Genomic DNA, 22,392 nt, shown 5'->3' with positions numbered 1-22,392 from the left:
ATAGTGAATTCTTTAACTGTAAAAAAGGCCTTGTCAGTATGTTTTTGTATTCTTTCTCTGTTCGTATTACCGGGCTGTTGGGATGAAGATCTATTAAAGACGGCAGACCTGGTTTATGTTACAGCATTTGACCAAACTCCTGAAGGTCGATTAAAAGTGACGATTGGCATTCATGATATCCCTGCTGGTCAAGGTGATAAGCCTATTTGCCAAACTTATACAGCAGAAGGGACCTCTACGAGAAGTCTACGTAACGCATTAGATCGGCAAACTGCGGGTAAATTCCGTACCTATAAAACAAGGGTTCTCCTATTCGGGAATAAGGAAGCAGAAAAAGATATGTATCCTTTACTCGATTCTATCTACCGTGATCCCAAAGCAGCTCTCGATGCTAGGATGGCGGTTGTAGAAGGGGAGGCAGGGGAGTTAGTAAATTTAAAAGAGCTAAAAGGGACGTTAATTGGTCAATTTTTTGAGAAGCTCCTTTTAGGCGGTGAGAAGACTACCGTAATTCCCAGGACTACTGTTCAGTCAGTTTGTTCTGCTATGTTAGACCCAGGACATGATTTTGGTTTGCCTTACATCACAAGTGAGGATGGAGCTATATCCATCTCCGGAATTGCGATGTTTCATAACCATTCGTATACAAATACATTTCTATCCGTAGAGGAGGCCACTCTTTTTCTAATTCTAAATAACCAATTAGAAGACAAAGGGTCTCTATTTAGAGAGGTATCCATGGATGATAAGAAAGTAAGCTTGATGTTTGATATAAGAGATGAGAACCAAAAGTTTGATGTCGATGTAACGAAGGATGGGAAAGTAAAGGTTGATCTACAAATAAAAATTAAAATCGCGATAACTGAATTACAAACGGAACTAGGGAGCGATCATGCTACCATGAGAAAATTGGAAAAAGCACTTAGTGAGGATCTTACACAGATGTCGAAGCAAGTGATATCCAAGATGCAAAAGAGTGGTTTTGATGGTTTGGGGATAGGTCGACAATTAATAGCACACCATTTTTCGTATTGGAAAAAAGTAGAGAAAGACTGGGATGACCTTTATAAAACGTTACAAATAGAGCCACGTGTAGAAGTGGAAACCATTCATAGGGGAATTATTGATTAATGTAAAGAGAACAGAGGGTTGCTGGACTCGCCATCATAATCTTGATAGGATAAAAATGTTTTTTACGATCAAGAAATTAGGTGAACGTGATGAGGATTATTGCGGGTGGCGCTCGTGGCACGAGGTTAAAGATGGTTCCCGGGAAACATGTTCGTCCTACTGCAGATCGAGTCAAAGAGTCACTGTTTTCGGTGATAGGCCCTTTTTTTGATGGGGGAAAAGGGCTTGATTTGTTTGCGGGAACGGGCGCTCTCGGTCTAGAGGCGTTAAGCCGTGGTATGGACCATGTCACATTTGTGGATGATGCTCGTGCTAGTGTAGATACCATAAAGGAAAACCTTGGGTTGACGAAAATGGCTGATCGCGCTACGCTAATCAAGCGTGATGCACGGACATATGTGAAAACGCTTGCAGATCAAGCGAGATATGCTGTTATTTTTTTAGACCCACCTTATCATGAGGGTTTTTATGAGTCGATACTGACGTATATTGGGGAGAAAGAACTGCTGACAGATGAGGGCACTCTCGTGGTGGAGCATCCTTCTAAGCTAGAGATGCCTAGCATAGTAGCTGGTTTATCTGCCTATCGTCAGTTATCCTATGGAGATACAGCGATCACATTGTACGAGTACAGCCAGACTTGATGGAGGACGAGCTATGAAAATCGCCGTATATCCAGGAAGCTTTGACCCTATTACGTATGGACATCTTGATATTATCCAACGGGGTGCAAAAGTGTTTGATAAAATTATTGTGGCTACACTTGTAAACTCGGCAAAGAACCCCTTGTTTTCGACTGATGAGCGAACGGGTATGGTTCGGGAAGCAGTACGTGGAATTCAAGATTGTGAGATCGAAGTCGATCATTTTGATGGTTTATTAGTGGATTATGTGAAGAGACGACAAGCAAACGTGATTTTACGGGGCTTGCGAGCGATTTCTGATTTTGAGTACGAATTACAGATTGCATCAGTTAACCGAATTATTAGCGATGAAGTGGAAACCCTATTTTTCATGTCGAATAATAAGCATTCATTTATTAGTTCTTCTATGGTAAAAGAGATTGCTCGCTATGGTGCGGAGACCAAGGAATTGGTTCCTGATTTTGTGGCACAGATGTTACGAGAAAAGTTTGGTCATACGAAAACCCGCTAGTGTTATAACCGGCGGGTTTTCTTGTACAGTTTGTATACCCAGAAAATGATGAAAAACAAGGAAAAATAGTGCCAGAAGGTCCAAGTGGTGTCCTGCATAGGAAGATGGTTGGTCCAAGTAAAAGCAGGTGCGACGGTTGGTTGATCTTGTAGCCATGGTTGCATGGGAATGTATAGAAGCCATGTTGCGGCACAAGCTAAGGTACCATGAAGTATTTTTGCAAAGAAATATGGTTTATAACTAATATCAGTACGACTTAGCAGGCTGGCAACTTGTGCATGAATAGATAACCCGTTCCATCCAATGAAAAAGCTGACCACAGATAGTTTAATTAATAGTGGAATGGGAATGGAAGTTTCACTTATGACTTGAGAGCCGATCGTCATTTCGAAGATTCCAGCGATAAACGGATGATGAAGAGATTCTGGAAGCTGGAATAGGGAAAACAGAAACCCTAGGAGGTGTGTTAAGAAAGTCGTAACCCCAATGAAGGTAAGCAGGTGTACCAATACAGAAAAGATGATAATAAATCCACCGATCATTAGGAGGGTTTGGACGGCGCTGGTGACTGCTTCTCCTAATAGCTGTCCGATGGGTCTTCCATCGTTTAGCCGAGCATGGTGCATGGCTCTAAGGGATCGAATGAGGATATTAGCACGACGCCGATCAAGTCGTGGAGTCATGGGTGCATGCCTTTGATAGAAACGCATACAGATTCCTACGACAATAGCCGAGCCATAGTGAGCGATAGCTAGTAGGACACCGAGCGAGCTATTTTCAAAAAAACCAACAGAGACGGCGCCAAAGATAAAAAGGGGACCTGCTGTGGTGGTAAAGGAAACAAGTCGCTCTGCCTCTGCTTTGCTGATCAGTTTATCTTCTCGTAAGCGAGTGGTTAGCTTGGCTCCCATCGGGTTTCCGGATATGAGCCCTACTGCCATGACAAAGGCACCGGCTCCTGGGACTCGAAACAAAGGTCTCATGAGGGGTTCGAGTAGTACGCCAAGCAGGTGAACCACACCGAATCCCATTAAAATTTCGGCCGTGATAAAAAAGGGTAACAAAGCAGGGAATACAACTTCCCACCATATTTTCAGTCCGCGGAGAGACGCCTGAAACGACTCATCAGGATATTTCATCAGGACAATCGCAAATATACATACACCAGAAGCAAGAAGGATAGATTGTAGTTGCTTTCTGGGGAGAAGGGTTTGAATCATGGGTCATTCTCTCCTCATCGACACTTCGATCCATAAATATGTATGGATGTATCCCTCCGTTTAGACCGGTTTGTCCGATTAAGAATGCAAATTTTCCTTTTATCATAGAGTGGAAGGAGCGATCCAATATGTCTCGTCGTCCTGTGATTGGCTTGGCATTAGGTGCTGGTGGAGCAAGGGGATTTGCACATATTGGTGTGCTAAAAGTATTAGAGGAAGAACAAATTCCAATCGATTTAATCGCAGGAAGTAGCATGGGGAGTTTTGTAGGGGCCTGTTATGCAAATGGATGCAGATTATCGCTGATGGAAGGCTTGGCTGTTCACTTTAAGCGTAAGATTTGGTTAGATTATAAGATTCCAGGAATGGGTTTTGTCGGCGGACAAAAGGCGCATGAAGTGATTCGCTTGCTAACTCATCGGAAGCGGATTGAAGAGTTTCCGATTCCACTAGCTGTTGTCGCAACAGATTTGTCTTCAGGTGAAAAGGTTGTGTTTCGTGAGGGTCCAGCCGCTGATGCGATTCGAGCAAGTATTTCGATCCCAGGTGTTTTTGATCCTGTAAACATAGCAGATCGACTTTTAGTGGATGGAGGCGTCGTAGATCGGGTACCTGTTAGTGTGGTACAAGAGATGGGGGCCGATCTCGTGATTGCGGTAGATGTGTTTGCTAAGGTTGAAGAGGTGAAAATCCGAAATATTATCGATGTGATTGCGCAAACTCTTGATATTATGGAAAGAGAGTTATTGCGAAGGTATACATATCAGGCTGATGTTACAATTCGGCCGAAGGTGCAAGATATTAGTTCGACTGCGTTTACAAAAGTAGAAGAATGCATTCGTTATGGGGAGGAAGCTGCGCGAGAGCAACTTCCGCTGGTAAAAAAAATGATTGCAGAGTGGCGAGGGGACAAGAAAGATGGTTAAACGAAACAATAAAGGTCGAGTCTTTTTCTGGATTTTAGCGTTTCTGATCCTGATCGGAATTTTAGGTACTCCGATTGCTGGGCTTCCCTATTACGTGATGGAGCCAGGGTCCGCAGAGGATGTTGCGCCATTCGTAAAAGTAGATGAAAAACCTGCTGAGCACGGAGAGGGCACCTTTTATCTAACGACAGTTGGGGTGGGGAAAGCAACGGTATTGGATTGGATTTGGGCCCAATATTCACATGAACTAGAGTTAATTCCCGAAAAAGAGATGTTTGTCAACGTTCGGGATGACGAAGAGTATCAGCGCCAACAAAAAGAGAATATGTTGGAATCGCAAAATGCTGCTTTAATTGCCGCGTTTCGAGAAGCGAAAAAGCCGATGAAAGTTGACTATCTAGGTGTTGAAGTATTTTCGATTCGCAAGGATAATGACCTGCAAGTAGGGGACCTCATTACGGCCATCGATGGACAGCCGATTTTGCGCAAAGAAGATTTGTTTGCATATCTCGAGAAAAAGAGGATTGGGGATCGGGTAAAAGTGAAGTTCCAGCGAACAAATACGGAAGATCCGATCGAAAAAGAAATTGTGTTAACGGATGTAGCCCAGCCACAGGAGGGGCAGAAACGAGCCGGGCTAGGTATTTATCCATTGACACGGGAGAAAGTGAGTACGACCCCTTCAGTTAAGATAGAAGCGGGTGATATCGGGGGTCCATCTGCTGGACTGATGTTTACATTAGAGGTATATGATCAGCTTACAGAAGGTGATCTGACACATAGCATGAAAATTGCAGGTACAGGTACGATGAATAGTGAGGGGAAAATAGGCCAAATTGGTGGGATTCAGTATAAGGTGAGGGCCGCAGATAAGGAAGGGGCTGAGATTTTCTTTGCTCCCAAAGATATACAGCCGACTGATGAAAATGAAAAAGTAGCGATTCAAGCCGCGAAAGAAATTAAAACAAAGATGAAAATTGTGCCGGTCGCTACTTTTCAAGAGGCACTTCAGTATTTGCAAAGCCAAGAAAAATCATCACAAAAGGCGAGTTAACATTGACACAATTATATGGATGTCATATAATAAGCCTGTTTTCACGCGAGGAGTGGAATGAATGCAGATCTCTCTACAAAAGATCAATCAACAACCAAATCAACAACTGATTGTGAAAGAAAGTATCCAGTTAGATGAGTTGGTAGATGAAGTTCTAGGTCTGGAACGGATCGAACCCGTACAGGTAGAAGCGGTTTTTCAGAACGTGGGTTCTCGTTTGTACCATGGGGAAGTGAAGGAATCCACTCAAGCGGTATTGACATGTTCGCGTTGTCTAACTGGGTATACCGTACCCTTACAGGCAGAATGGTCTGAGAGATTTACGGATGAAGAGAGCCGAGCGATCGATTCAGAAGAAGAGATAGTTCATCTCGTCGAGGCACAGACGATAGATCTTGATCCTTATATACGCGAGGCGCTTCTACTCACGATTCCCTTTGCACCGCTATGTATGGAGGATTGCAAGGGGCTATGTTCCGTGTGTGGAGCGAATAAAAATGTCCGAGAGTGTAGTTGTATGACGGAACGGATTGATCCACGTCTAGCGGCACTTCAGGACTTATTTAAGGAATGAAAACCTTCTCAATCGAGGGGAACTGTAGTATAATCAACGAAGTTGTGTTTTAAGAACGGCACAGGGGGTGAATGACATGGCAGTACCATTTCGTCGTACTTCTAAAACTCGTAAACGCATGCGTCGCACTCACTTTAAATTGAGCGCTCCTGGCGTTGTAAGCTGCCCACAATGCAGTGCACCTAAGATGTCCCACCGTGTATGTAAATCGTGTGGTTATTACAAAGGTGAAAAAGTGGAAGGCGTAGTAAACGAGTAATCGATATGACTAGCTAGTTTCTAGTACTAGAAACAAAAACGAGCTACCAACTTGGGAAATCAAGAGGGTAGCTCGTTTTTTTGTATTTTGATTCCGATATATATGTTTTCATTATTTGATGAAACCTAAGAATGGATATTGGAAGTGGCGATTTTGCGTTGCGCGGACAATTCCTATAATCGGCGATATGAGATAGATCAAACCAAATATAATGAAAAACGGAATTCCAATGAGAATAAAGGAGAAGAAAATAGAGATTGTAATGAGGATACCCATTAGAAAATGGAATATGAGAGCTTGAAGAGAGATGCGCTTTACATCGGAACTCGATGAAAGAAAATAGACAATAAGTGGGAGTAGTACAGGGGCAAACCACGTACTAGCATGAACTAATATTTTTAATCCAGATGACTGTGAATCCACGGATCAAAACCTCCTGCTTTTCTTGTTTGTAAGATTTTACATACGTATGGTGATTGTTTCCCTGATGTAATTTTTATAAACATGTATATCGTAAGTGTTGTGCAAACTAATAAGAGTTATTACGGCGATAAGATTAGGTGTTGTCAAACTCGATCTTTTTTTCTATACTAGCACTTAGGACTAGGTATTAAAATGAGGTCATAATCCAAGGTGGTGATCTCCGCTTTGCGCTTAACAAAGAAAGAACGTCAATCTTATTTATCTCAAGCATTGGAACAAAATCCATTTCTAACAGATGAGGAAGTGGCGAAAAAATTTCATGTTAGTATCCAGACGATTCGATTGGATCGGTTAGAACTAGGGATACCAGAGTTGCGAGAGAGAATAAAGCACATGGCAGAGAAAAAGTTTGATCGTGTCCAGTCGTTATCTCCAAATGAAGTGATTGGTGAAGTGATTGATCTGCAATTACATAAAAATGGGATCTCCTTACTCGAAATTGGATTTGAGCACGTTTTTGAGCGAAACCAAATTGCCCGCGGGCACATTTTGTTTGCGCAGGCGAACTCTTTAGCGATTGCCTTAGCGGATTGGAAAGTGGCTCTAACGGGGAATGCATCCATTCGCTTTGTTCGACCGGTTCAGTTAGGAGAGAAGTGTATTGCTTTTGCCAATGTCGCAGAAGCTTATGATAGTCGTTTGCATGTTGGAGTGCAGACAAAGGTTCAAGAGGAAATCGTTTTTCAAGGTGATTTTGAAGTGTACCGTGTCAGTGACGATAGAGGCAACTAGGAGGAAAATGATCCATGAGAATTGCATTTGATGTCCATGGAGGAGACCGCGCACCGAATGCGGTGATTGAGGGTGTCCTGCAGGCAGCAAAAGATTACCCTGAGATCACATTTGTATTGATTGGTACTGAGGAAGCTCTGGTGTCATCTGTACTATCTAATGTTGAGATGATCAAGGTAACGGAAACCATCACAGCAGAAGACGAACCAGTTAAAGCGATTCGACGGAAAAAGGATTCATCCCTAGTTGTTGGCTGTCGTTTGGTGAGAGAAAAATCCGTTGATGCGTTTGTATGTGCAGGTAATACGGGTGCTTTGGTGGCTGCTGGCTTATTTGTCACAGGTCGGATGAAGGGGATGGATCGTCCTGCTCTAGCACCGATCTTTCCAAGTATGAAGGGTGGCGGAACGCTCGTGCTGGATGTAGGAGCGAATCCCGAGGCGAAACCAGAACATTTACGTCAGTATGCAGTGATGGGAAGTATCTATGCAGAGCAGGTAATGGGAATCGAGCGACCACGAATTGGCTTGCTTAATATCGGTACGGAAGATGGGAAGGGAACGTCTCTCACGAAAGAAACATTCGATCTTCTTTCAAACGAGTCTAGTATCCACTTTATTGGAAACGTGGAGGCACGAGACGTGCTAGATGGCACATGTGATGTATTGGTTACCGATGGTTTTTCAGGGAACATTCTTCTAAAAAATACGGAAGGTGTGGCCAAGGCCATTTTTAGTAAGTTAAAAGAGGAATTTACTCGAAGCATCCGAACGAAGGTGGCGGCAGGAATCCTCGCTCCTGGCCTTAAACGATTTAAAGAGAGTATGGATTATAAAGAACACGGCGGAGCCCCTCTTTTAGGGTTGGCAGGTCCTATTATTAAAGCACATGGTTCTTCTGATGCTCGTGCTTTTTATCAAGCGGCGATGCAAGCGAAGAAGATTGTAGAGCAAAATGTGATTGAACAGATTCAACAGGGGTTAGTGAAAACGAAAGGGAGATGAGGAGAGGTGCGATCAGCAGGAATCTTAGGAACAGGTGCCTATTTACCAGAAAAAGTGATTACGAATGCCGATCTGGAAAAAATGGTGGATACTAACGATGAATGGATTGTCTCTCGTACAGGGATCCGTGAACGTCATATAGCGGCTCCAGAGCAAGCGGCTTCTGATCTAGCTGTGGGGGCTGCTAGACAGGCGCTGAAGCGTGCAAATATCACGGCAGAACAGCTTGATCTCATTATTGTGGCGACTGTTACACCCGATATGTCATTTCCAGCAACGGCTTGCCTCGTACAAGAACAATTAGGTGCTAAAAATGCAGCAACCTTTGATTTATCAGCAGCATGTACAGGATTTATCTACGGGATCACCACAGGCGCTCAGTTTATCAAAACGGGTGTTTATCGATATGTGTTGGTCGTAGGTGTAGAAGTCCTCTCTCGAATTGTGGATTGGTCAGATCGGAATACATGCGTTCTGTTCGGAGATGGTGCAGGTGCGGCAGTACTAGGTCCTGTAAAAGAAGGTTACGGGTTTCAGTCGTTTGAACTAGGAGGCGATGGAACCGGAGCGACTCATTTAAATCTAAAAGCGGGTGGCTCTAGATGTCCTGCTAGCGAACAGACAATAAAAGAGGGCGGTCATTATCTTTATATGAATGGTCGTGAGGTCTTCAAATTTGCGGTTCGTGTCTTAATTAGTGCGGCAGATGAGGCTCTTAAAAAGGCAGGATTAACGAAAGAAGACATTAGTTTGTTAGTTCCGCATCAAGCGAATATGCGTATTATTGATGCTGCGGTAGATCGACTGGGACTGGATGAGGAGAAGGTCATTGTGAATTTGGATCGCTGTGGGAATATGTCTTCGGCTTCTATACCAGTTGCATTGAATGAAGCATGGGAGCAAGGCCGAATTCATGAAGGAGATACGGTTGTTCTTTGTGGCTTTGGCGGCGGATTAACATGGGGAGCTACTGTTTTACGTTGGTCACAAGACGAGGCAGAATAGGGGGCTTGACATGGGGAAAATAGCATGCCTTTTCCCGGGGCAAGGTTCACAGAAAGTGGGTATGGGAAAAGAGATCGCAGAATCCTTTGTAGAAGCAAAGCAGGTGTATCGTGAAGCGGACGAGGTTTTGGGATACTCCTTATCAGGGTTGTGTTTTGAAGGACCAGAGGATACATTGCGTTTAACAGAGCATACACAGCCAGCTCTATTAACAACTAGTTTGGCATTGTATGAAGTGTTCCGCCAGTCGGGAATTCGACCTGATTTTGTAGCTGGACATAGCCTAGGTGAGTACTCAGCCTTAGTGGTAGCAGGCGTTCTCTCTCTTCGTGATGCGGTTGCAACCGTTCATAAACGGGGAACATTTATGGAAGAAGCGGTTCCTGCTGGTGTGGGAGCCATGTCTGCTGTGCTTGGCTGTGAGCGAGATGTATTAGATGAGATATGCAGTTCGGTAAGTGTTGCAGGAAATATTGTGGAGCCTGCTAATTATAATTGCCCAGGGCAGATTGTAATTTCAGGGCATGCTGATGCTGTCAGAGCGGCTGGCGAGAAAGCATTAGAAGCAGGAGCGAGAAAGGTTGTTCCGTTGACTGTGAGTGGGCCGTTTCATTCTTCATTAATGGCTCCGGCATCAAAGCGGCTTGCTGACACCTTGCAAGCGATTGAGTTTCAAGAAGCGAAAGTGCCTGTTATCGCGAATGTTAGCGCGTCACCTATTACACAACCTGCTGAGATTCGTGAGTCGTTAATTAGACAGGTAGCTGCGCCTGTTTTATGGGAAGATACGGTTCGTACTTTGCTCGACCAAGGTGTTGATACGTTTATCGAGATTGGCCCAGGGAATGTTTTATCAGCACTTGTTAAGAAAGTAAATCGTCGGATTACGATGCTTCCGATTCAAGATCCAGAAACACTTCAAAAAGCTCTTGAACAACTTCGTTAGGAAGGGAGAGAGATCATGTTAGCAAATCAAGTAGCCATCGTAACGGGCGGCTCTAGAGGAATTGGTCGCTCTATTGCGTGTACATTAGCAGAAGCAGGAGCAGATGTAGTGATCTTCTATGCTGGAAATCAAGTAGCGGCTGAGGAGACACTTTCTGCTATTCAAGCTACCGGGAGGCAAGGTCTGGCTCTTCAAGTAGATGTGTCAAATCAAGAGCAGGTAGCTGCGGCATGTAAGCAGGTTTTGGAACGATTTGGTAGAATTGATGTTCTAGTGAATAATGCAGGAATTACTCGAGATAATTTAATTATGCGTTTAAAAGAAGAAGATTGGGATCAGGTGCTTGATACAAATTTAAAAGGTGTCTTTTTCTGCACCAAAGCAGTGATTCGCCCGATGATGAAACAACGATCTGGTCGAATTATTAATATGAGTTCTGTGGTGGGTGTAATGGGGAATCCGGGACAAGCTAATTACGTAGCGGCAAAAGCGGGTGTAATTGGATTAACGAAATCGACGGCAAAAGAAATAGCTAGCCGCAACATTACTGTAAATGCAATTGCACCTGGTTTTATTGAGACCGATATGACAGCTAAACTAGATGAACAGACGAAAAAATCGATGCTTGGGGCCATTCCACTCGGACGTTTTGGGGCGGCTAATGAGGTGGCAGAGCTAGTGAAATTCCTAGCAAGTCCTGCGGCGGGATACATTACAGGTCAAACGATCCATGTAGATGGCGGGATGGTTACCTCATAAGGAAATGCTTCATTGCTTGTCTGTCAAATGTTGTTTTCGTATAATACGTAAGGAGGTGATAAGGATGGCAACTACATTAGAACGTGTTCAAAAAATTATTTCTGAGAAATTGGATGTAGCAGTTGAAGAGGTTACACTAGAAGCTTCCATTCGTGAAGACCTTGATGCAGATTCCCTTGATGTAGTGGATTTGATCATGGACTTGGAAGATGAGTTTGGTCTGTCAATTAGTGAAGAAGCTGCTGAGAAAATTGCGACCGTACAAGATATCGTCAGCTTTGTAGACGGACAAAAAGCTTAATACTTAAGTATTAAATATGCATTTATACCTACCGGAGAGAGTCCCGTTTAACGGTGGGACTCTCTCCTAAATGACTGAATTTATTTGTACAGCATTCAGAAAGGCGGTGAACCAGATGAAACGTCGGGTTGTTGTCACAGGATTAGGAGCGCTCACGCCCATCGGAAATGAAGTCGTTACCTTCTGGAACAATTTGATTGCTGGGAAATCTGGAATAGGATATATAACTCGTTTTGATGCTACTGATTATTCCACGAAAATTGCTGCAGAGGTCAAGGATTTTGACCCACTCCAATATATAGATAAGAAAGAAGTAAGAAGAACTGATTTATTTGTACAGTATGCGATTGCGGCGGCTAAGATGGCACTCCAAGATGCAGACATTCAAATTGATGATCAAAATGCAGAACGCATCGGAGTCTATATCGGATCTGGCATTGGCGGACTACCCACTCTAGAAAGCCAGCACTCTGTTTTAATAGAAAAAGGTCCTAAGCGAGTAAGCCCCTTTTTCATTCCGATGATGATTGGAAATATGGCGTCTGGTTTAGTATCAATACATACAGGTGCCAAAGGGCCCAACAGTTCTTCCGTAACCGCTTGTGCCAGTGGTACAAACAGTATTGGGGAGGCATTCCGTTTAATCCAACATGGAGATGCGGATGTAATGGTTTGCGGAGGAACGGAATCAACGATTACTCCAATGGCGTTTGCAGGTTTCTCTTCAATGGGAGCTCTCTCTCGTAATAATGATGATCCACAACGTGCGAGCAGACCTTTCGATAAGGAGCGGGATGGATTTGTCATGGGAGAAGGATCTGGAGTCATTATTCTAGAATCCTTAGAGCGTGCGAAGGCAAGAGGTGCTCGGATTTATGCGGAGATGATTGGTTACGGGATGAGCGCAGATGCGTTCCATCTTACCAGCCCTGCTCCAGATGGAAATGGGGCGGCGAGAAGTATGTTAGCGGCTGTGGGCAACGCTGGGCTAAAGCCGACAGATGTTGATTATATTAATGCTCACGGAACTTCTACACCGCTAAACGATTTATATGAGACGATTGCGATTAAACGTGCTTTCGGTGATCATGCTTATAAATTAACCGTGAGCTCGATTAAATCAATGATTGGTCATTTGCTGGGTGCGGCAGGTGGGATCGAAGCGATTACTTCTGTTTTGGCTTTATATCACCAAATCCTCCCACCAACAACCAATTTAGAACATCCTGATCCTGAATGCGATTTGGATTATGTACCAAATGAAATGAGAAAAGCATCGATTCGTACTGCGATTTCCAATTCATTTGGTTTTGGTGGGCACAATGCAACGATCGCGTTTAAAGTATATGAGGATGTGTAATTCTTAGGGTGGTGATATTAACATGAACTTTACAAGTTTGGAACAAGCGACTGGGATTCGCTTTCGTAACAGAGAATTGTTCCAACAAGCATTCACCCACACCTCGTATGCACACGAGCGGAAAAATTCAGGGCACATCCCAGATAACGAACGACTCGAATATCTAGGGGATGCGGTCTTGGAATTAGCTGTATCCGAGTTTCTTTTTCATTATGATCAGAAGATGAGTGAAGGAGAGCTAACTCGCCGTCGTGCTCGAATTGTTTGTGAACCTTCGCTGGCTTCGTTTGCCAAGGAATTAAATTTTGGTAGCTTTGTACGACTTGGTAAAGGAGAGGAATTGACAGGAGGAAGGACTAGACCTTCTCTGTTGGCTGATGTGTTTGAAGCATTCATAGGGGCTGTGTACCTCGATCAAGGCTTGGAACCGGCACGCACTTTCCTACAACGTGTGGTGTTTCCGAAGATTAATGACGAGTGGTTAGCACGGATGACAGATGCGAAGAGTCAGCTTCAAGAATTAGTGCAACAAGAACGGGTAGGCCCCTTGGACTATCGCATTATTGATACACAAGGGCCTGCTCATGACCGATACTTTGTATCTGAAGTATACCTGGAGAACCAATGTTTAGGCAGGGGCTCTGGTCGCTCTAAAAAAGAAGCCGAGCAACAAGCTGCCACCAAGGCTTTAAAACTTTGGCAAGCGAGACGAACAGAAGGAGCCACCTAGGTTATATACACTAGGTGGTTTTCTATGCGAATAACAAATAAATTATTGTATTATTATTTGTTTTCCTATATGTTCGGGGTAATGCACTTGAAACCGAACTTTTGGGGGAGACAGGATGGAGAGACTGTTTGAATCGCCTAATTTCATATTTGATCAATTAAATGAACAAACGTGGGTACATTTTATTGAGGTGCAACGGAGTAACCAATATTATTGGTCATTTTTTAATGATGATGCAAAATTTAATACACATCGTTTCCTGCGAACGTGGCGGGAGTATGGATCGGTGATGATAGGGGTAACGCGAAAGTCGGATGGATTCCGAATCGGAATGATTGATACGATTCCGATACATCCTAAGTACGGTATCCCTCATATCTCTCTTTTGACCATTCATGCGCGATACCATGGGCATGGCTACGGTCAAAAAATATTGCATCTATTTATTAGTTTTATGGAATGGGAACGAGTTGGAATACATGTACTAGCCATTAATACACCTGCGATGAAGTTTTGGAAGCAACAAGGCTTTCAAACGATTTCTTCTGATTATGTTAAGACTTGTAAAGGAATGCAGGAATTAATTCATATGGAGAAAGAGTTTTGATAGAGGAAAAGCTCTTAACATGCTATGATAGGGATATAATTGTCTGAATTAACCAACCATTCTCATAAGGAGGCTTTCTCAGTATGAACCGAGTTTGTATCATGCTAGGAGTTATCATGGGTTTCGTATTGACCATGAGTGGATGGTGGGTGTTAGAAGTGCAGGCATGTTCTTGTGCTCCATCAGATGATCCGGTTAAAGAAGCGGATAAAAGTAGTGCGGTCTTTGTAGGTAAGGTTGTCCAATTGGAAAGGGATGCGAATCAACGCATTGCCACCTTACATGTATCCAAACGCTGGAAAGGAGACCTTGATCCGGAATTAATAGTGTATACAGCCTTGTCTGAGGCGTCGTGTGGTTTTACGTTTGAAATGGAGAAAGAGTATTTAGTTTATGCTATCAAGAAAAATGGTCACCTTACGACGACTATTTGTAGTCGCACGAAACTATTATCGGAGGCTCAGGCTGATCTAGATGCACTCAATAAACGTATGTGGATGATGGATGGAGTAGAAAATAAACCATCAACAGATACACCTACCAATAGTACCCCCGATTCAAAAGAGGCAGAAGTCGATTCCTCATCAAAGGAAGTCGGGACTTCTGAATGGTTGCTTGTAGGAACAGCACTACTATTAGTTACGATGACATTGATTGCGGGTGCGAGACAGAAAAAAGGGAAATAATAAGGATAGCTTGGTCGAAAGCTAGAGGAACATTTTAGCTAACTAGATCGATCACGTTTGGGCCTATTATGCGTTAGGGATGTTGGTATTTGGAGGTAGACATTTTGAACAGGTTGGTTGATGCTAGTGATCAAGTGGAATAGGGGCAATGAGACCACAGCGACGGCGTAAGCTTACTATTTAGGCTGTGGTCAGATACGTGCCCAGGACCTAGGATCTAGAAAAAACCAGTACTCAATTAAACAGTCTTACCGCTTCCCATCCCATTCAGCATAAAACTGTTCTAAGTACTCCTCCATCACTTTATGTCTTCCTTCAGCCATGTGTCTTCCGTAGTCTGTATTCATCAAATCCTTTAGCTTTAAAAGCTTTTCGTAGAAATGAGTAATAGCTGTTCCCCGATTGCTACGATATTCCGCTACTGTCATTTGATCACGTACTGGGATAGAAGGATCATGAATGGGGCGAGCGGTGTGACCTGAATACGCCATGACTCGGGCAATGCCGATAGCGCCTAATGCATCTAAGCGGTCAGCATCTTGGACAACCTTTCCTTCTAGTGTACGAGGTGGCTGTTTATTTGCTCCTCCACGGAATGACATAGTGGTGATAATTTCCATAATATGTGTTCGATCTTTTGTGGACAAGCCTTGCTCGATGAGAAACTGAATAATTTGCTGTTTGCTTTTTTCGGGGTCCGCACTAATTTTTTCATCCGCTATATCGTGCAAATAAGCAGCCATTTGGCAGATAAACGAGTCTGCTCCAGTATGCTCAGCAATCGTTTTCGCATTATTTACGACTCGTTCAATATGTAGGAAATCATGACCACTTGTATCATTGTGATGAACTTGATAAGCAAAGTCTTGTGTAGATCCTAAAATTTGTTTTTTAGTAAAAATCAAGAATACCACTCCAATCTGTTTAATGTTACACTATTGTCCTACATATATGGTTCGGATTTGATATGTTGGTTCCGGGCCTTTGCTTGTCCATACCATAATGGGAATGTTTCAAGAAGCTAGTCCAGGAGGCTTTTGAGGGAGATGGGTTATGTGATTTGTCTTGGCGGTATGATTGGAGTCGGAAAGACTTCCTATACAACATTGATTGCACAGCATTTAAATAGTGAAGCATTTTATGAGTCTGTTGATGATAATCGGCTACTTGATTTATTTTACAACGATCGGGAGCGTTTTGCCTTCCCTCTACAAATTTATTTTTTAAATACCCGGTTCCGTTCAATCAAAAAAGCAATGCGTCATAAAAATAACGTGTTGGATCGCTCGATTTATGAAGATGCTTTGTTTGCGAAAATTAATTTTGAAGACGGCATGATGAAAGAAGCAGAGTTTGATTGTTATCTGGACCTTTTACATAATATGCTAGAGGAGATTCAGGAGCTGGATCACTGCACTTGCCCAACAGGACCGAAGAAGCGCCCTGATTTATTTATCTACTTACGTGCTTCTTTCGAAACGATTATGGAACGGATTGAGAAGCGGGGGCGTGACTACGAGCAAGATCCAAGTCATGTTAGCTATTTCCGCCGCCTTCATTCGCGTTATGATGACTGGGTATTTAATCACTATAAGGAAAGTGATGTACTCATTATTGATGCCGATCGCCTAGATATTACACGTGAAGAGGATGCGGCAGAGTTTTTAGAGATCTTAGATGCGAAATTAAGAGAAGTGGATGAGAAAGAAACAGCCCGTTTGGTTCAAAAAAAAGTTTCCTGTAAATAGCTACGACAAACCCCCAATTCGCCAGAGTTGGGGGTTTGTATTGGTTATACGGATGGGTAATTACGATAAATGGATAAATTCCAATGGTAATGAACGGATAACATCCGAAGAATCACGATAATAACAAGCAATGTATAAAGGCCAATTTCAGATGCAATCCATCCAGAACCCACGCATACACCAATCATAATGCACCAAATAGCGTAGATCTCATCTCGCAAAATGGCTGGTTTTCTACCAGCGAGGAGGTCTCGGATTACTCCGCCCCCAATTCCAGTTAACACACTAGCAACGATGACTACGTATAGAGGGTGCCCCATCTTGTGAGCAAAAAGTGCTCCTTGAATGCCGAAAGAGGATAAACCAACAGCGTCAAAGAATAGAATCCATTTGCGCCAGCGATTTCCCCAGACGTATGGGAACAGAGCAACGATGGACATAGCGATCAGCGCCGCCAACATTAAATTTCCTTGTTTCCATAGATCTGTTACGGGAACTCCAATTAGTACATTTCGAATGATTCCTCCACCAAAGGCAGTAACGAATCCGAGTACATACAAGCCAAATAAGTCGTATTTTTCCTCGAGCGCTACGATCGCTCCACTAATGGCGAATGCTGGAATGCCAATAATGTTTAGTACGTCCCAAAGCATCTGCTTCACCTCCTATTTCGTTTCCGCATGTGTCTCTATATATGTTCACTCTCCATAATGTAATTCATCATAAAGGATTGCATGAAGGTAGTAAATACATGGACATCCATGAGTTTGTGAACATTTTGTTTCAGTTTTCTGGGGTGCCGAAAAGGAAACAGAGCGATCGTGTAGAAAGAAAAAGACAAAAGTGATAGGCGGAATTTTCATACATAGTTTGGCTATGATAAAATAAATGGATTACGCCCGCAAGAGAAGGGAGGATGGCCATGTATTTAAAGAGATTAGAGATGTCCGGATTTAAATCATTTGCAAACCGGACAGAGCTTGAGTTTGTCCCTGGTATTACGGCGGTGGTGGGCCCGAACGGTAGTGGAAAAAGTAATGTTACTGATGGAATTCGTTGGGTGCTCGGTGAGCAGAGTGCGAAATCATTGCGGGGTAGCAAGATGGAGGATGTCATCTTTGCTGGAAGCGATACACGTAAGCCAGTCGGTTTTTGTGAAGTAGCGATTACATTTGATAATACAGAGCGGAAGCTACCTCTTGACTATGCAGAGGTGACGGTGGCAAGACGGGTTTATCGTTCCGGTGAAAGTGAATATTTGTTAAATAAGCAAACGTGCCGACTGAAAGATATTAATGAATTATTTATGGATACGGGAATTGGAAAAGAAGCATACTCCATGATCGGACAAGGAAAAATTGAGGAGATTATGAGTAGCAAGTCTGAGGATCGAAGGGCTATCTTTGAAGAGGCGGCTGGAATCGTAAAGTATAAGTCTCGGAAAAAGGAAGCGGAGAAGAAGCTAGAGACGACAGAACAAAACTTAGCGCGCATCCATGATTTAATTCATGAATTAGATGATCAAGTTGGCCCGCTCGCTGATCAGTCGGAAAAAGCAGTTACCTATAAAGAGTTAAAAGCAGAATTAGAGCAAGTGGAAATTGGCTTATATGTACATAAGATTGAGGATATCCATGATAAGTGGCAGTCATCTGCTCAAGAAGTAAAACGGCGAAAAGAAGAGCAAGCGATTTTATCTGCTGAACTAAATAAACGAGAAGTCTATCTGCAAGAGGTAAAGATGCAGGTGGACGAAAGTGAAGCTCGTTTAGAGCAAGTGCAGGGAGAGCTCCTTAAAGCAAGTGAGGATCTTGAGAAAGCAGAAGGGCAACGGGAAGTGTGGTTAGAGCGGGGCCGCAACAGAGAGGCGACCCAGCAGCAATTACAGGAGCGCCACACTGCATTACAGGAAGAGGAAACACGACTACAGTTAGAGATTTCGGAGCTTCAAGAGAGGCTTTCTGCGAAGGAAATAGAATCACAGGAAGCTGAGACAGAATTACAAACGGTTATGGAACAGATGAGGTTAACCGTACAAGAAGCCTCTACTCCTCTTCAAGAAGTCATGCAACAGATTCAGGAATGTAACAATGAAGTGATTACATTAAAAAGTGAACAGCAGTTTGTAGAACAACAACGGACAGAATTGGCGGAGCGTTTGTCTTCGTTGGTGGACCAACTGTCTGAGGTTTATGAGCAGCGTGAGGATATGGAAGAGACGGAAGAAGGCTCACATAAGCAGCTACAAGAAGTAAAGTCTACTTTAGAACAAAAGCGTGAAGAAGTTAATCAAGTGGTGGAGAAACGGAATGCTCTCCAAGAAGAAGAAAAAAGTCTCATTCATCAAAACCGAGTATTGGAGCAGAAGTATAACCGGACCCGTTCTCAGTATGATGTGTTGAAAGATATGGAAGCGGAGCACGCAGGCTTTTTCCAAGGTGTAAAAGAGATTCTACTTGCCTCTGATCGGGGACATGAAACGTTGTTGGGTGTCAGGGGTGCGGTTGCTCAATTGATTCATGTTTCCGAGAAATATGAGATTGCAATGGAGACAGCACTAGGTGGAGCTGTGCAAAATGTAGTGGTGGAGGATGAGCAGACAGGGAGGCATGCGATTCAATTTTTAAAGGATCGCCGTTTGGGACGAGCTACCTTTCTCCCGCTTGATGTGATCCAGCCTCGGATTTTACCAAGTCGTGATGTCGAACGAATCAACAAGGCAGATGGTTTTATAGGGATGGCCAAAGATTTGGTTTCCTGTGAGCCGGAATATCAGGCGCTAGTAGAGAATTTGCTCGGGCTTGTAGTGGTTGCACAAAATCTGGAGGTTGCCAACCAGTTAGCACGGACACTTCAATATCGCTATCGTGTGGTTACATTGGATGGGGATGTTGTAAACCCGGGTGGAGGGATGACAGGTGGTAGTCGTCAAAATAATAAAAGTAACCTACTTGGAAGGGCTCGTCAACTAGAGGAGCTGGAGACAGAGCTTCACGAACAAAAGCAAGAATGGGATTCGGTGCAGGCTGACTTAAAGACGACGACCGAACAACGAACTCATTTGGAAAAAGCTTGGGAGGAGCTTCGTGCAGAAGGTGAGCAGCTTCGTTTGCAAGAACAGCAGATGGAGAGTCATCTCCGCGAAAGCCAGATCCAGTTACGAAATGTAGAGAAATTGATTGAGCAAAGCGAACAACAACAACGCACTATGGATGAGAAAACGATGGAGCTTGAGAAGCGCACCCACGAGATTGGACAAGAACTAAACTTGCTGGAAGAGCAAAAAAAATCGCTTACAGAGAAGCGAAAAGAGTTAGAAGAACGTCGAAAACAAGAAGTTAGTGCTAAAGCGGAAGCAAATGAACAGGTGACGGAATGGCGGGTAGCGGTCGCTCAACTCAAGCAAGAAATCCGTAATAGCAAAGAAAATATAACTCGTATCCAAAGTGACTTATCGCGGAACCAAAAACAACAACAGCAAATTGTGGAAGAGCAGACGGCTCTAGGTGAGCGTGGGGAGTTAAATAGTCAAGAACTAGATCAGCTATCCGCTCGGATTGAACAACTCCGCGAGCAGAAAATAGCGATTCAGGAGAAATTGAGTCAGGTGCGTGGGACTCGTGATGAGCAAATGCGGGAACGGAATGAGTTAGAACATGAGGTTCATCAAGCTCAATCCACCATCCGCAAACAAGAAGAGCAACTTCGTGATCTAGAAATTCGAGTAAACCGGTTAGATGTTGAGTTAAATCATTTGTTACAGAAGCTTGCCGAAGAGTATGAGATTAGTTTCGAACGTGCGAAAGAGATGTATGGTGCCCCAGAAGAACCAAATCAGGCAGAGCGAAAAGTCCGTTCTCTCAAGCAACAAATTGTGGGTTTAGGGGAAGTGAGTCTAGGAGCAATCGAAGAATACAAGAGGCTTAGTGAACGTCTAGAGTTCTTAAAAACACAAGAAGCAGATTTGTTAGATGCTAAACGTTCCCTTTACGATCTCATTGCTCAGATTGAATCAGAGATGGGAAAACGTTTCTTAGATGTATTCCAGCTTATTCGAGAAGAATTTTTAGATGTATTTGTGCAGATGTTTGGTGGGGGGCGCGCTGATCTGCAATTAACCGATGAGGATAACCTGTTAGAAACAGGGATTGAGATTGTGGCTCAACCACCGGGAAAAAAATTGCAACAACTTTCCTTGTTATCAGGTGGGGAGCGTTCTCTAGTAGCATTGGCATTACTATTTGCCGTACTAAGAGTGAAGCCGGTCCCGTTTTGCTTTTTAGATGAGGTGGATGCGGCACTGGATGAGGCCAACTTAACCCGCTTTGTCCAATATATGAAGGAGGCCGCTGTGAAAACCCAATTTATCCTCATCACTCACCGTAAACACACGATGGAAGGCGCAGATGTACTGTATGGAATTACCATGCAAGAATCTGGAGTATCTAGTCTAGTATCCGTGCGTATGGAAGATTATGATGATAGTAGTAAAGAAGTAGCTGCAACGATGAGTTAGGAGGCATCAAGTGTGAGTTTTTTTAAACGATTAAAAGAAAGTGTATCAAAAAGTACAGAATCCGTTACGCAAAAGTTTTTATCCGGTTTAAGTAAGACAAGTACTAATTTAGTAGGTGCGATGGGCGATCTATTTCGCAATCGAAAAAAGATTGATGATGATTTGTATGAAGAATTAGAAGAAATTTTGATCAGCGCCGATGTAGGGGTTACTACGACAATGGATCTCGTGGAGCGGTTACGTAGTGAGGTGAAAACGCGAAAAATCACCGAGCCTACAGAATTACAGCCACTGATGTCTGAGATGATTGCAGATATCTTAGAAGAGGCAGATGCAGGTAGTACATTACGAATCCAAGAAGATGGCATGACGGTTCTTCTATTTGTTGGAGTAAACGGTGTCGGGAAGACGACGACTATCGGAAAACTGGCTCATCGCTTCAAACAGAAAGGTAAAAAAGTCATCCTAGCTGCTGGAGATACCTTTCGAGCGGGGGCAATTGAACAGTTAGAAATCTGGGGTGAGCGAGCTGGTGTCGACGTGATTAAACATCAAGAAGGTTCGGATCCAGCCGCCGTGATCTTCGATGCCATTCAGGCGGCCAAATCCCGAAAAGCAGATATTCTCCTATGTGATACGGCTGGTCGCCTGCAAAACAAAGTAAATCTCATGGAAGAACTGAAAAAGGTGCACCGTGTAGTTCAGCGTGAGATTCCGGACGGCCCCCATGAAGTCATCCTTGTTTTAGATGCCACAACTGGACAAAATGCCATGGTACAGGCCAAGACATTTGGCGAAGCTGTAAACGTCACAGGCCTAGTACTTTCTAAACTGGACGGCACAGCAAAAGGTGGAATTGTCATCGCCATCAGCAATGAACTAAAGATTCCTGTTAAGTTCGTTGGACTTGGAGAAAAAGCCGACGACTTACAAGAGTTTGACCGGGATCAATTTTTACATGCATTGTTTAAAGATACAATCGAAGAAGATGAGAGTAACTAAGTCCAAGTCCAAAGAATTCCTGCTCAAACAGGGTCCTTTGGACTATTTCTTTTCAGGAGAATCCACATCCTCGCTGGCTTATTATTTGAGCGGTGAACAGATACATGCTCCAGTGCAGACTTCACAGCTGTTAACCTAAAACACTTGACACCTATATTCCAATCCTTTATAGTTAATACCTGTAAATGGGATTG

24 protein-coding genes are annotated in these 22,392 nt (G+C 43.5%); 20 read left to right on the top strand and 4 right to left on the bottom strand.

Annotated elements, in window-relative coordinates:
* Window positions 1-3 precede the first annotated feature (3 nt).
* The 3 genes from BLU58_RS00905 to coaD all read left to right on the top strand — a co-directional run bounded on the left by BLU58_RS00905 (window position 4) and on the right by coaD (window position 2,286).
* Window positions 4-1,131, top strand: a complete 1,128-nt coding sequence (locus BLU58_RS00905) for a Ger(x)C family spore germination protein (protein WP_176786424.1) — start codon at window positions 4-6, stop codon at window positions 1,129-1,131.
* 89 nt (window positions 1,132-1,220) lie between these two features.
* Window positions 1,221-1,775: a 16S rRNA (guanine(966)-N(2))-methyltransferase RsmD gene (gene rsmD / locus BLU58_RS00900; RefSeq protein WP_093290349.1), complete on the top strand. Its 555-nt coding sequence runs from the start codon at window positions 1,221-1,223 to the stop codon at window positions 1,773-1,775.
* Between the two features lie 13 nt (window positions 1,776-1,788).
* Window positions 1,789-2,286: a pantetheine-phosphate adenylyltransferase gene (gene coaD / locus BLU58_RS00895; protein ID WP_093290348.1), complete on the top strand. Its 498-nt coding sequence runs from the start codon at window positions 1,789-1,791 to the stop codon at window positions 2,284-2,286.
* 2 nt (window positions 2,287-2,288) lie between these two features.
* On the opposite strand, the gene ylbJ is transcribed toward coaD, so the two are convergent.
* Entirely contained in the window at window positions 2,289-3,506 is a 1,218-nt protein-coding gene (ylbJ, locus tag BLU58_RS00890) for a sporulation integral membrane protein YlbJ (RefSeq protein ID WP_093290347.1), read from the bottom strand.
* Between the two features lie 128 nt (window positions 3,507-3,634).
* Between ylbJ and BLU58_RS00885 the strand changes: the two genes are divergently transcribed.
* From BLU58_RS00885 to rpmF, 4 genes are all read left to right on the top strand, one after another.
* Complete coding sequence (locus tag BLU58_RS00885; protein ID WP_093290346.1) at window positions 3,635-4,432, top strand: patatin-like phospholipase family protein; 798 nt, start codon at window positions 3,635-3,637, stop codon at window positions 4,430-4,432.
* On the top strand, window positions 4,425-5,486 hold the full coding sequence (locus tag BLU58_RS00880) for a SepM family pheromone-processing serine protease (RefSeq protein ID WP_093290345.1): 1,062 nt from the start codon (window positions 4,425-4,427) through the stop codon (window positions 5,484-5,486). Before BLU58_RS00885 ends, BLU58_RS00880 begins: the two co-directional genes overlap by 8 nt.
* 61 nt (window positions 5,487-5,547) lie before the next feature.
* Window positions 5,548-6,060: a YceD family protein gene (locus BLU58_RS00875; RefSeq protein ID WP_093290344.1), complete on the top strand. Its 513-nt coding sequence runs from the start codon at window positions 5,548-5,550 to the stop codon at window positions 6,058-6,060.
* 76 nt (window positions 6,061-6,136) lie between these two features.
* Window positions 6,137-6,319, top strand: a complete 183-nt coding sequence (gene rpmF / locus BLU58_RS00870) for a 50S ribosomal protein L32 (RefSeq protein WP_072330272.1) — start codon at window positions 6,137-6,139, stop codon at window positions 6,317-6,319.
* A 111-nt stretch (window positions 6,320-6,430) separates the two neighbouring features.
* Here the strand turns inward: rpmF and BLU58_RS00865 are convergent, their stop codons facing one another.
* Window positions 6,431-6,742, bottom strand: a complete 312-nt coding sequence (locus BLU58_RS00865) for a DUF4870 domain-containing protein (RefSeq protein WP_093290343.1) — start codon at window positions 6,740-6,742, stop codon at window positions 6,431-6,433.
* A gap of 216 nt (window positions 6,743-6,958) precedes the next feature.
* Here BLU58_RS00865 and fapR point away from each other — a divergent pair, with 216 nt between their 5' ends.
* The 10 genes from fapR to BLU58_RS00815 all read left to right on the top strand — a co-directional run bounded on the left by fapR (window position 6,959) and on the right by BLU58_RS00815 (window position 14,932).
* On the top strand, window positions 6,959-7,534 hold the full coding sequence (gene fapR, locus BLU58_RS00860; protein ID WP_255404552.1) for a transcription factor FapR: 576 nt from the start codon (window positions 6,959-6,961) through the stop codon (window positions 7,532-7,534).
* Window positions 7,535-7,548: 14 nt separating this feature from the next.
* Entirely contained in the window at window positions 7,549-8,538 is a 990-nt protein-coding gene (gene plsX / locus BLU58_RS00855) for a phosphate acyltransferase PlsX (RefSeq protein WP_093290342.1), read from the top strand.
* Window positions 8,539-8,544: 6 nt separating this feature from the next.
* On the top strand, window positions 8,545-9,543 hold the full coding sequence (locus tag BLU58_RS00850; RefSeq protein WP_093290341.1) for a beta-ketoacyl-ACP synthase III: 999 nt from the start codon (window positions 8,545-8,547) through the stop codon (window positions 9,541-9,543).
* A gap of 10 nt (window positions 9,544-9,553) precedes the next feature.
* Window positions 9,554-10,489 carry an ACP S-malonyltransferase gene (gene fabD / locus BLU58_RS00845; protein ID WP_093290340.1) on the top strand — a complete coding sequence of 312 codons (936 nt, stop codon included), beginning with the start codon at window positions 9,554-9,556 and terminating at the stop codon, window positions 10,487-10,489.
* A gap of 15 nt (window positions 10,490-10,504) precedes the next feature.
* Window positions 10,505-11,248: a 3-oxoacyl-[acyl-carrier-protein] reductase gene (gene fabG, locus BLU58_RS00840; protein WP_093290339.1), complete on the top strand. Its 744-nt coding sequence runs from the start codon at window positions 10,505-10,507 to the stop codon at window positions 11,246-11,248.
* A gap of 64 nt (window positions 11,249-11,312) precedes the next feature.
* Complete coding sequence (acpP, locus tag BLU58_RS00835) at window positions 11,313-11,549, top strand: acyl carrier protein (RefSeq protein ID WP_072330259.1); 237 nt, start codon at window positions 11,313-11,315, stop codon at window positions 11,547-11,549.
* 115 nt (window positions 11,550-11,664) lie between these two features.
* Window positions 11,665-12,909: a beta-ketoacyl-ACP synthase II gene (fabF, locus tag BLU58_RS00830; protein WP_093290338.1), complete on the top strand. Its 1,245-nt coding sequence runs from the start codon at window positions 11,665-11,667 to the stop codon at window positions 12,907-12,909.
* Between the two features lie 22 nt (window positions 12,910-12,931).
* Window positions 12,932-13,639 carry a ribonuclease III gene (gene rnc, locus BLU58_RS00825; RefSeq protein WP_093290337.1) on the top strand — a complete coding sequence of 236 codons (708 nt, stop codon included), beginning with the start codon at window positions 12,932-12,934 and terminating at the stop codon, window positions 13,637-13,639.
* Between the two features lie 115 nt (window positions 13,640-13,754).
* Window positions 13,755-14,246 (top strand): GNAT family N-acetyltransferase, encoded by a 492-nt coding sequence (locus tag BLU58_RS00820; protein WP_093290336.1) that lies wholly within the window; start codon window positions 13,755-13,757, stop codon window positions 14,244-14,246.
* 83 nt (window positions 14,247-14,329) lie between these two features.
* On the top strand, window positions 14,330-14,932 hold the full coding sequence (locus BLU58_RS00815) for a hypothetical protein (protein WP_093290335.1): 603 nt from the start codon (window positions 14,330-14,332) through the stop codon (window positions 14,930-14,932).
* A gap of 248 nt (window positions 14,933-15,180) precedes the next feature.
* On the opposite strand, the gene BLU58_RS00810 is transcribed toward BLU58_RS00815, so the two are convergent.
* Window positions 15,181-15,837: an HD domain-containing protein gene (locus tag BLU58_RS00810; RefSeq protein WP_255404517.1), complete on the bottom strand. Its 657-nt coding sequence runs from the start codon at window positions 15,835-15,837 to the stop codon at window positions 15,181-15,183.
* 141 nt (window positions 15,838-15,978) lie between these two features.
* Between BLU58_RS00810 and BLU58_RS00805 the strand changes: the two genes are divergently transcribed.
* Entirely contained in the window at window positions 15,979-16,680 is a 702-nt protein-coding gene (locus BLU58_RS00805) for a deoxynucleoside kinase (protein ID WP_093290334.1), read from the top strand.
* 44 nt (window positions 16,681-16,724) lie between these two features.
* Here BLU58_RS00805 and BLU58_RS00800 read toward each other — a convergent pair whose 3' ends face one another.
* Window positions 16,725-17,333 (bottom strand): trimeric intracellular cation channel family protein, encoded by a 609-nt coding sequence (locus BLU58_RS00800; RefSeq protein WP_093290333.1) that lies wholly within the window; start codon window positions 17,331-17,333, stop codon window positions 16,725-16,727.
* Window positions 17,334-17,602: 269 nt separating this feature from the next.
* Here BLU58_RS00800 and smc point away from each other — a divergent pair, with 269 nt between their 5' ends.
* Together smc and ftsY are read left to right on the top strand one after the other, a co-directional pair.
* Window positions 17,603-21,196, top strand: a complete 3,594-nt coding sequence (gene smc, locus BLU58_RS00795) for a chromosome segregation protein SMC (protein WP_093290332.1) — start codon at window positions 17,603-17,605, stop codon at window positions 21,194-21,196.
* Between the two features lie 12 nt (window positions 21,197-21,208).
* The gene (ftsY, locus tag BLU58_RS00790) at window positions 21,209-22,198 is read left to right on the top strand and encodes a signal recognition particle-docking protein FtsY (protein ID WP_093290331.1); all 990 of its coding nucleotides are present in this window, start codon (window positions 21,209-21,211) and stop codon (window positions 22,196-22,198) included.
* The last annotated feature ends 194 nt before the right edge of the window (window positions 22,199-22,392 follow it).

It is taken from the genome of Thermoactinomyces sp. DSM 45892, assembly GCF_900107305.1.
Classification (GTDB): domain Bacteria; phylum Bacillota; class Bacilli; order Thermoactinomycetales; family Thermoactinomycetaceae; genus Baia.
This window is presented reverse-complemented; position numbering and strand designations above follow the sequence as displayed.

Excerpts from the sequence above, each read along its gene's own strand:
- rnc (WP_093290337.1), top strand. The coding sequence starts at position 12,932 with ATGAACTTTACAAGTTTGGAACAAGCGACTGGGATTCGCTTTCGTAAC.
- BLU58_RS00880 (WP_093290345.1), top strand. The coding sequence starts at position 4,425 with ATGGTTAAACGAAACAATAAAGGTCGAGTCTTTTTCTGGATTTTAGCG.
- ylbJ (WP_093290347.1), bottom strand. The coding sequence starts at position 3,506 with ATGATTCAAACCCTTCTCCCCAGAAAGCAACTACAATCTATCCTTCTT.
- BLU58_RS00820 (WP_093290336.1), top strand. The coding sequence starts at position 13,755 with ATGGAGAGACTGTTTGAATCGCCTAATTTCATATTTGATCAATTAAAT.
- BLU58_RS00875 (WP_093290344.1), top strand. The coding sequence starts at position 5,548 with ATGCAGATCTCTCTACAAAAGATCAATCAACAACCAAATCAACAACTG.
- acpP (WP_072330259.1), top strand. The coding sequence starts at position 11,313 with ATGGCAACTACATTAGAACGTGTTCAAAAAATTATTTCTGAGAAATTG.
- smc (WP_093290332.1), top strand. The coding sequence starts at position 17,603 with ATGTATTTAAAGAGATTAGAGATGTCCGGATTTAAATCATTTGCAAAC.
- BLU58_RS00800 (WP_093290333.1), bottom strand. The coding sequence starts at position 17,333 with ATGCTTTGGGACGTACTAAACATTATTGGCATTCCAGCATTCGCCATT.
- fabG (WP_093290339.1), top strand. The coding sequence starts at position 10,505 with ATGTTAGCAAATCAAGTAGCCATCGTAACGGGCGGCTCTAGAGGAATT.
- BLU58_RS00885 (WP_093290346.1), top strand. The coding sequence starts at position 3,635 with ATGTCTCGTCGTCCTGTGATTGGCTTGGCATTAGGTGCTGGTGGAGCA.
- rpmF (WP_072330272.1), top strand. The coding sequence starts at position 6,137 with ATGGCAGTACCATTTCGTCGTACTTCTAAAACTCGTAAACGCATGCGT.
- plsX (WP_093290342.1), top strand. The coding sequence starts at position 7,549 with ATGAGAATTGCATTTGATGTCCATGGAGGAGACCGCGCACCGAATGCG.
- rsmD (WP_093290349.1), top strand. The coding sequence starts at position 1,221 with ATGAGGATTATTGCGGGTGGCGCTCGTGGCACGAGGTTAAAGATGGTT.
- BLU58_RS00805 (WP_093290334.1), top strand. The coding sequence starts at position 15,979 with ATGGGTTATGTGATTTGTCTTGGCGGTATGATTGGAGTCGGAAAGACT.
- fabF (WP_093290338.1), top strand. The coding sequence starts at position 11,665 with ATGAAACGTCGGGTTGTTGTCACAGGATTAGGAGCGCTCACGCCCATC.
- fabD (WP_093290340.1), top strand. The coding sequence starts at position 9,554 with ATGGGGAAAATAGCATGCCTTTTCCCGGGGCAAGGTTCACAGAAAGTG.
- coaD (WP_093290348.1), top strand. The coding sequence starts at position 1,789 with ATGAAAATCGCCGTATATCCAGGAAGCTTTGACCCTATTACGTATGGA.
- BLU58_RS00815 (WP_093290335.1), top strand. The coding sequence starts at position 14,330 with ATGAACCGAGTTTGTATCATGCTAGGAGTTATCATGGGTTTCGTATTG.